Source organism: Sporomusa sp. (assembly GCF_035561255.1).
GTDB lineage: Bacteria > Bacillota > Negativicutes > Sporomusales > Sporomusaceae > Sporomusa.
Genome location: NZ_DATMXX010000168.1, coordinates 1 through 8,938, shown reverse-complemented (window position 1 = coordinate 8,938; position 8,938 = coordinate 1). Strand labels below are relative to the sequence as shown.

The following is an 8,938-nucleotide window of genomic DNA, read 5'->3' as shown; positions in this document are numbered from 1 at the left end:
ATATGACTCCGTAGCTCAGCTGGATAGAGCGTTTGACTACGAATCAAAAGGCCGCAGGTTCGAATCCTGCCGGGGTCACCATAAAAAAAGAAGCTTTACAGATTATCTGTAAAGCTTCTTTTTTGTTTTTTAGCAATTGATAATAATCGTATGTTTTATGTATAGGTTTAATCGTATTTTCTTTTTTGAGATTTACTGTCCTGATAAGACAAGCATTAAATATAAAGAGCAATTTAAATATGACATACTGTTGCCTATTCTCTTATGTAAAAGAAAAAGCATAAGGAGAATACTTTCATGCCAACAACAACTATCCGAACCTCTTTTCCGAAGGACAGATATGAAACATCGTGTGGGAATGATGGATATTGATATGCGGCTCGGTACGAAGCTACATTTGAATCAATTAAAGCAACGGAACCGGATGTAGTTGTGGCAGCAACAGGCGCCAATGTCTTTATTCCCCCTATTAGAAGTTTTGATGACAAACGAGTTATGACAGTGGCCGGATTAATCAATACTCCACTGAGCTCAATGATTAGTGATTGTTCCTTGAGGATGAATCGGTTATGATATGTGTAATAATATATTTAGCACAAGCTATTGAGTAATCTGGCAATCGAGAAATAAGTAATAATTGGATAAAATACCTTGGCGAACAACGGGGGTGACTAGCAATGTTTATGTCTATTCTAGTGGTGTTAATGACAATATATATAACCATCCCTATGGTATTAACTGGGTATTTGTTTGGCATCTTCTTGTTAAAATCTAATCCTATGAAGTTTTCTGATTTACGAAAGCTTTTGGGGTTTTTCTACGGAACTCCAGTACTTTGGATCTATATAAACCAAACTCTCGCTGGGAGCCTACGACCCATAACCAGAAGTTTCTTTTCGAAGTCGGGTCATTATATCGTATCACATACAATATTATCTTTTTGTCTTTTAACGATAGCTATTATTTTTCAGATTCTGACTAGCTCCTGGCAATCAAAATGTTTCCCTTATTTTGGCGAGCATTTCATCGCAAGTGCGGTCTGTAATGCTCAAAATGAACAGGGGGAATATTATTATTATGTTAGGGAAATTGGCGGAATTAATCCATGGAATCCAGAACATCCAGAGCCCGGTTGAATATAATCTTACTGCATATAGGCAGATTCTAAGAAGCATTAACACGGTTAATCTTGAAGCTTTAAGTAATCCTAAGCTTCAGACAATATCCACAAAACTGAAGAATTTAGCCCGGACGGGAACTTCAATTGATGAACTTCTCGTGCAGTCCTTTGCGCTAGTTCGAGAGGCATCCCGGCGTATATTAGGTATACGTCCCTTTGATATGCAAGTTATTGCGGGCATTGCTTTGCATAAGGGCAAGATGGTAGAAATGCAGACCGGCGAGGGGAAAACATTGGCGGCTGTAATGCCGGCATACTTAAATGCTTTGAGGGGTAAGGGTGTTCATGTACTTACTTTCAATGACTATCTTGCAGGCAGGGATGCTCAATGGATGGGGCCGGTATATGAATTTTTAGGACTTTCGATAGGATATGTTTATGAAGAAATGAGCATCATCGAAAGGCAGAAGGCTTATGCTGCTGATATAACCTATGTGACGGCAAAAGAGGCGGGCTTTGATTATTTGCGTGATTTTCTATGTATAGAAAAGGGAAAAGTTGTTCACCGGCCATTTCATTACGCTATTGTGGATGAAGCTGACGCTATTCTTATTGACGAGGCGCGGGTACCTCTTGTTATTGCGGGGGATGTAGTGGAAGGGGAAGATAATTTATTCCATTTATCGAGGATAGTCCGCAGTCTCAAGCAAGGTATTGATTATGAAGCTGACCAATATAGAAGTAATGCCTATTTCACTGATTCAGGGTTGGCACATGTTGAAAAGCTCCTTTGCTGCGATAACCTCTATGCTACCCGAAACCTTAAGCTGTTAACCAACCTGAATAGGGCCCTGTGTGCGGAGGCTCTCGTTGAAAAAGATAAAGACTATATTGTTAAAAACGGCAAGATTGAGCTAATCGATGAGTTTACCGGCCGGGTAGCTGCTAAACGCCGCTGGCCGGAGAATTTTCAGGCCGCAGTGGAAGCCAAGGAAGGTTTGGTATCCGAGGCCAAAGGGACGATCATGGGTTCTATCGCCCTGCAGTATTATTTGGGCTTGTATCCCAAAATCTCCGGGATGACAGGGACAGCCAGTACGGCCGCCGCAGAGTTTAGTGAGTGCTATGGTATGGATGTGGTGGTGATACCTACCAATAAACCTTGCATTCGTAAAGACCATCCGGATCTGGTTTTTACCCATAAGGAAGCAAAATATAAGGCCTTAATTTGTGAAATTACAAGAGTCCATGCAACAGGACAGCCGATCCTGATTGGCACCGGCAGTGTGGCAAAATCGGAGTTGCTGGCAACTGAACTGAAAAGTGGGGGTACTCTCTGTCAGGTGCTGAATGCAAGAAATGATGAAATGGAAGCAAAAATTATCGCGCGAGCCGGAGAATTAAGGGCGGTAACGGTTTCCACCAACATGGCCGGCCGGGGTATTGATATTAAGCTGGGTGGTGAAAAGGAGCTGGACCGGGATCGGGTGGTTGCCTTGGGTGGACTATATGTGGTCGGAACTACCTGGTATGACAGCCGCCGTATCGACAATCAGTTGAAAGGCAGGGCCGGCCGCCAGGGTGAACCGGGAGAAAGCCGGTTCTTCATTAGTCTTGAGGATGATTTAATCAAACAATATGATATTGCGAGTTTAATCCCAAAAAGAAAATTCCCATCGCTGCAAGAGGCAGCGATCACCGATCCCGTTGTGCTCACTGAGGTGCAAAAAGGCAGGAGAATGGTGGAGGGATACCATTCCGATCTTAGAAGGCAATTATGGAAATACTCGTTTATCATTGAACAGCAGCGCCGGATCATTCACAGCAAGCATTACGATATCCTGAGGGATCAGGTCCTTTTAACTCTTTTATCCTCTAAAGCTACTGAACGCTATTGCGACCTTAAGGATCAGGTGGACGAAGTTGTTTTGCAAAAGATTGAAAAACAGCTTACCCTCTACTATATCAACCGCTGCTGGGCTGAATATCTGGATGATATAAATTGTGAGCGAGAAGGCATACACCTGGTGGCTATTGGAAAAAAAGACCCCCTTACCGAGTTCCACCGAATTGCCATTGCAGCATTTGATGAAATGATGGAAAAAATTGATACTGAAATAATTAGGACGTTTAATACCGCTGTGATTGGTAAAGATGGGATTGATATGGTAAAATCCGGGCTTAAGAGCCCTTCATCTACTTGGGCCTATCTTATGAACGACAATCCAAATCAATTTAGTAGACTACCTGGCTTGCTCAAAGCCGCTTCTGCGATGGTAAATAGACCATTTTTTTCAGCACGGGCGTTTTATAAAAGGCTTTTTGATAAGGACTGAGACTATCGGGGTGCCCGTTTGCCTTTAGATCCGCATGACGAAGCAAGCCGATTCGCTCATAGTAGCGGATGGTTCTTCCGTCAAACCAGTTAATTGTGCAGCTTGCTTTATGGAAGGTACAATCTCTGGAATCCTGATAATAGCATTCCTTTAAGTAGTACTTAGCAAGGGACTTCGCCATTTTCGTCGAAAAAACCTCTGGTTGGTCCACCTTCCTCTAAGGTGGCAAGGCGAACAACAATTTTGACGGCTTGTTCAAACGAACGGGGCTTTACTTTTCGAAAATAGCCTGTGTTTGCAGATATTCTTCAATCCCGTAAACGCCAAATTCGCGGCCAATGCCTGATTGTTTGTAACCACCTGCCGGTACGCCGGCGTCATTATACAGGTCATAGAGCTGATTGACCATGACGATGCCGGCCTCGATCCGGTCAGCGACTTCTTTGCCTCGCTCCGGGTCCGTAGTGCTGATCCAGCCCTGAAGTCCGTAGACTGAGTCATTGGCAATCCGGATCGCTTCTTCTTCGTTCTTGTAGGTGATAACAGCCAGGACGGGTCCGAAGATTTCCTCGCGGGCGATCTTCATATCATTCGTGACGTTTACGAAGATGGTGGGTTTTACAAAGTAGCCCGCTTCCAAGCCTTCCGGATGGCCTTCACCACCAATGAGGATTTCAGCTCCTTCTTCAATTCCTTTCCGGATGTAACTCTGAACACGATTGTATTGCTTCTCGTTCACCAGTGGCCCGACCACGGTATCCTCATCGGTGGGATTCCCGACTTTTAGATTCGGCACAGCTTTCCTGAAAGCGGCTTTCACATCCGCCAGCCTGTGTTCCGGGACGAGAACCCGCGTCCCGGCAATGCAGGCCTGGCCATTGTTCATGAAGCCGGCTGTCAAGGCGAAGGGAATGGCTTTTTCAAGGTCGGCATCATCGAGAAGGATGTGGGCGGATTTGCCGCCCAGCTCAAGTGTGACCCGCTTCACTGTTTCAGCGGCATTGCGCATGACCGATTTCCCTACTGCGGTCGACCCGGTAAAGGAGACTTTGGCAATATCGGGATGGGTCGTGAGTTCATTGCCAACCACGTCACCACGGCCATTGACGGCGTTGATGATTCCGGGGGGCAATCCGGCTGCGTCAAAGCACTCCAAAAGCAGCTGGGTCTGCAGGGCGCTCAACTCGCTTGGCTTGATAACGACCGTGCAGCCGGCCGCCAGGGCGGGAGCAACCTTATTACAGATCATAAAAATGGCTGCGTTCCACGGTGTAATTAGTCCCGCTACACCGACTGGTTTCAGCATGACCTCGGCTTGGCCCAGCTTTTTGTGAAATGGCACTTCGCTTAGACTTTTCTTCATGTTTAAGAACACTTTCGCTGCGCCGGACACAGAGGCTTGGGAGTGCAGGTATACCCCGCCATATTCTTTGGCCCTGATGGCGATATGCTCGTCCGCTCGCGCGGCGATGGCATCATGCAGTTGCTGTAAATAGTGAATACGCTCTGCAAGTGTCGACTTTGCGTATGCCTTAAATGCTTCTTTGGCCGCACGGATGGCATCGCGGGCATCTTCTTCGTTGCCGAGAGTTACCTGTCCGATGATTTTTTTATTCGAGGGATTGATCAGATCAAGAATTTCTTTGCCCTTTGACTCAACGAATTTTCCATTGATGAAGTGTGTCGTTATGGTCTTCATATGGCATCTCCCTTTCTATAGCAGTTCATTAGCAGTGCCCCGGCCTAGCTGCCAAGCTTGCGTTTATTTAAAGTCATAACTATTGTCCTCCAATCAAATAGATTATTCTGCTTGAGCGCACTACCTTCGTTCGCTACTCTTCCCACCAGATTTTATTGTCATATTGGTCATCCACCTCAACGATTTCCCCCAATTTAGGTGAAACAAGGCGTATTCCCTTTTCTTTAGCTGCCTTGTTTGTTTTCGCGATTGGCTCATACCAGGAATGTAAAGCGAGATTAAACAATCCCCAGTGCACAGGAAAGAGTCTCTTAGCCTTGAGATCAAGAAATGCCTGGATGGTTTCTTCCGGGAGAAGATGGACTTCTCGCCACTTTTCGTTGTATTGGCCATTTTCAATAAACGCGATGTCAAAGGGGCCATATTTATCGCCAATCTCCTTAAAATGTGTGTCATAGCCTGAATCGCCGCTAAAATAGACACGGTGTCTGGTGTTCTGAATGATCCAGGATGCCCAAAGAGATTCATTGAAATGAATCCGATCACGTCCCGAGGCGTGTTGGGCGGGTGTCGCAATAAACTCTAGGTCTCCAATTGAGAAATTTCTCCACCAATCAAGTTCTGTAATATTATGTTGGTTGATGCCCCAACCGGCTAAGTGCGCTCCCACGCCAAGTGGTACAACGAAGTGGACATTTTTGTCTTTGAAAAATTGAATCGTCTTCATGTCCAGGTGATCATAATGGTCATGCGAAATCACAATATAATCGATTGGTGGAAGTTCCGATAATTCCAAAGCAGGATTTTGAAACCGCTGCGTCATAAAGCTGAAAGGAGATGCACTGCCTGAGAAGACAGGATCTATTAAAATAATTTTGCCGCTGATGTTGAGCAGTAAAGAGGAGTGACCGAACCAAAGTACCTTTATATTATCGCTCGGTTTTAGAAAAGTAGCTAAGTCTGGCTTTACGTCAGGCAGTTTCTTTCGAGGAACGCGATCTTTACTGCCGCCCCAAAGAGCCTCTATATAGTCTGAGAATGTAATTCTCTTGTACATCTCCTGCAATAACTCTGGTCTGCGATTAGAAAATGCAGGCTCCGCTGTGTTAAACTGTAGCGAACTTCGAAATCGTATACGGTCCTCAGCGCTGGGTCTTGTGCCGAGGGCTGAAGATATGACCGCGAGATAGACAATTGCCAAGGTAAAAATAATTCCTGCGCCAAAGATTGCAATCTTCAAACGGTTACTCATTCGCATCCTTCCCTTGTGCGCGTCAGGGGTCCCCCAATGCCGGCAGTGGGAAACCTTTCGGTGAAGGCACCAATAGAGGCTGAGTCATAGCTGCCGGTAATCATGGCAGTGAGACCTCCTTAAAAGTATTATAAGAATAGTATTACTTGAAAAGATAAAACTAAATAGACTATTACTGTCTAAAACTTGCCTAAAGCTGCAAAATGCTGTAACTTTACATTGCTCAACTGTATGGCATCATGTTACGATATTGGTACAATTTAAGTTAACAATGGGTTAAGGAAGCGAATCGGATATAAAGGAGTTCTGTTGTCAAAAGGACTTAGCAATAAAGGCCAGGTGGAAATAATGGTGGAACAAAAACTCATACCCGGAGCTTTATTTGGAGAGAGCGCCTCGATTCATCAGAGAATACTGGATCGAATCCTTGCGATGGCTGAAAGGATTGCCAACGCAGAAGGCATCACGAAAACAATTATCCCCTTTCTTTCTATTGACCGGCGCAGTCAACAAACCTCGCTGATTCCAGTTGTTTTGACTCCTGCCTTTTGTCTTATTCTGCAGGGGACAAAAAAACTTCATCTTGGCCAGGATATTATTCACTATCACGCCGGTGAGTACCTGGCTTCTGTCATTGATATGCCTGCTTCTGCACAAATCCTCGGTGCTACGAGAGAGTCGCCTTATATCGGTGTGCGTATTGACTTTACGACCAAAGAAATCGCTTCGGTGGTGATGGAGGCCGGTATTAATGTTAAGCTACAGGAGAAAAAGCTGAGTACCGGAGCATTGATTGGGAAATCCGATGCCGATCTTTTAGCCTTATTTAGCAGACTACTGAAACTTATTGATAAACCCCAAGAGGCTCGCTTTCTGTCCGAACTTATCAAGCGTGAAATGATTTTCCGTCTACTGTCAAGCGAATACAGACACTTATTTTTTCAACAGGTGCTCTTTGATCAGCAAGCCGACGGAGTAGGCAAAGCCATTGAATGGATCAAAGAAAATTACGCTCGTTCATTTACTGTTGAGGAGCTCGCAAAATCAAATAATATGAGTGTATCGGGACTTCATCACAAGTTCAAGGTTATAACAACAATGGGACCGTTGCAGTATCAGAAGGAGCTTCGCCTTCAGGAAGCAAGACGTATCATGCTGAGCGGTTCTATGGATGCAACGGCTGCTGCTCTGGAGGTTGGCTATGAAAGTCCATCGCAATTCAGCCGGGAATACCGGCGGCTTTTTGGCCTGCCGCCGCTTAAAGATATTAAAGCTATCCGGGAAAGTTCTGCGACAGGAGCATTGGAGAATAGTTAGGGTAGCTGGTACTTATGAAAAGTGGGAAATTCTTTAAATTGACGGCCTATCGACAGTAAGGGCGCAGACTGGGGCGGGGGAAAATAAAAAAACGCAGGTTCGAAGCCTGTCGGGGTCACCATAAATATCTCATGGGTTTTATGAAGCTTTGTAAAGCCTTTTTTTTGCTTTCTTGCCTACCTGCCGGCAACAACGGACAGGGACGTACCACAGCCTGCGATAAGCGTTTCTAATCCATGGTAGTCAGCGGTATGATTTTGTGCGGCATTAGTAACAATCAAAGGTGAGGGGCAGTTTAGATAAAATAGTGATTTGCGATAAAATTAGTGAATCGCTCGAGGGATAAAATGTATATGATAGAATGTATATATAATAAATTTAAGTTCGGGGATGAGAAAAATGACTATTTTTAAATCAGCCAGAGAAATTGAAATCATGAAAGAAGCCGGAAAAATTGTAGCAGAGTGCCATGCTACTTTGAAGGAGAAGATTAGGCCTGGAATTACCACCAAGGAACTGGATGTTATTACAGAAGACATCATCAAACATGCCGGAGCGATTCCGAGCTTTAAAGGGCATCAGGGTTTTCCGGCCTGCATTTGTACTGCGGTCAACGATGTAATTTGTCATGGAATTCCTGATTCTAAACCACTCAAATCCGGCGATGTAATTACCGTGGACATAGGTGCGAAACTAAAGGGGTATCATGCAGATTCAGCTTGGTCTTATGAAGTAGACAAGGTGTCACCGGAGATTGAGCAGTTAATGAAAGTAGCGAAAGAATGCCTATTCCGGGGAATAGAAATAGCTCGCATAGGAAATCGAATCGGTGATATTGGGGCAGTTATTCAAAGTTATGCTGAGAGTTATCATTACGGTGTTGTTCGCGACTTTTGTGGTCATGGTGTAGGCCAAAGCTTGTGGGAGGATCCGCAAATACCCCATTATGGGCAGCCGGGAAAAGGGGCTCTGATAAAACCCGGTTTAACGATTGCCATTGAGCCAATGATTACTAATGGAAGCTGGAAGACGAAAATAGATACTGACGGTTGGACTGCACGTACGGTGGACGGATCTATATGCATACAGTATGAGCACACCATCGCTGTTACGGCAGAAGAGACTATAATTTTAACCCAGCTGTAAGAGTAAGGGTAATTATCATAAGGTGTGGCCCGTATGCTATAGCCATCTAAAGTAATATGATCTGTCTC

Annotated in this window: 5 protein-coding genes and 1 tRNA gene; 4 read left to right on the top strand and 2 right to left on the bottom strand. The window is 44.8% G+C overall.

Annotated elements, in window-relative coordinates:
- The first annotated feature begins 4 nt into the window (after positions 1-4).
- A tRNA-Arg gene (locus VN379_RS09695) sits at positions 5-81 on the top strand.
- 996 nt (positions 82-1,077) lie between these two features.
- Positions 1,078-3,456 carry an accessory Sec system translocase SecA2 gene (secA2, locus tag VN379_RS09690; protein ID WP_325533225.1) on the top strand — a complete coding sequence of 793 codons (2,379 nt, stop codon included), beginning with the start codon at positions 1,078-1,080 and terminating at the stop codon, positions 3,454-3,456.
- 271 nt (positions 3,457-3,727) lie between these two features.
- Here the strand turns inward: secA2 and VN379_RS09685 are convergent, their stop codons facing one another.
- Together VN379_RS09685 and VN379_RS09680 are read right to left on the bottom strand one after the other, a co-directional pair.
- Positions 3,728-5,155, bottom strand: coding sequence for an aldehyde dehydrogenase family protein (locus VN379_RS09685; RefSeq protein ID WP_325533223.1), 1,428 nt, complete (start codon positions 5,153-5,155; stop codon positions 3,728-3,730).
- Positions 5,156-5,288: 133 nt separating this feature from the next.
- Entirely contained in the window at positions 5,289-6,407 is a 1,119-nt protein-coding gene (locus tag VN379_RS09680) for an MBL fold metallo-hydrolase (RefSeq protein WP_325533221.1), read from the bottom strand.
- A 309-nt stretch (positions 6,408-6,716) separates the two neighbouring features.
- Between VN379_RS09680 and VN379_RS09675 the strand changes: the two genes are divergently transcribed.
- Both VN379_RS09675 and map read left to right on the top strand, forming a co-directional pair.
- Positions 6,717-7,724, top strand: coding sequence for an AraC family transcriptional regulator (locus VN379_RS09675; protein WP_325533219.1), 1,008 nt, complete (start codon positions 6,717-6,719; stop codon positions 7,722-7,724).
- A gap of 399 nt (positions 7,725-8,123) precedes the next feature.
- Positions 8,124-8,870, top strand: coding sequence for a type I methionyl aminopeptidase (map, locus tag VN379_RS09670; RefSeq protein WP_325533217.1), 747 nt, complete (start codon positions 8,124-8,126; stop codon positions 8,868-8,870).
- Positions 8,871-8,938: the final 68 nt, after the last annotated feature.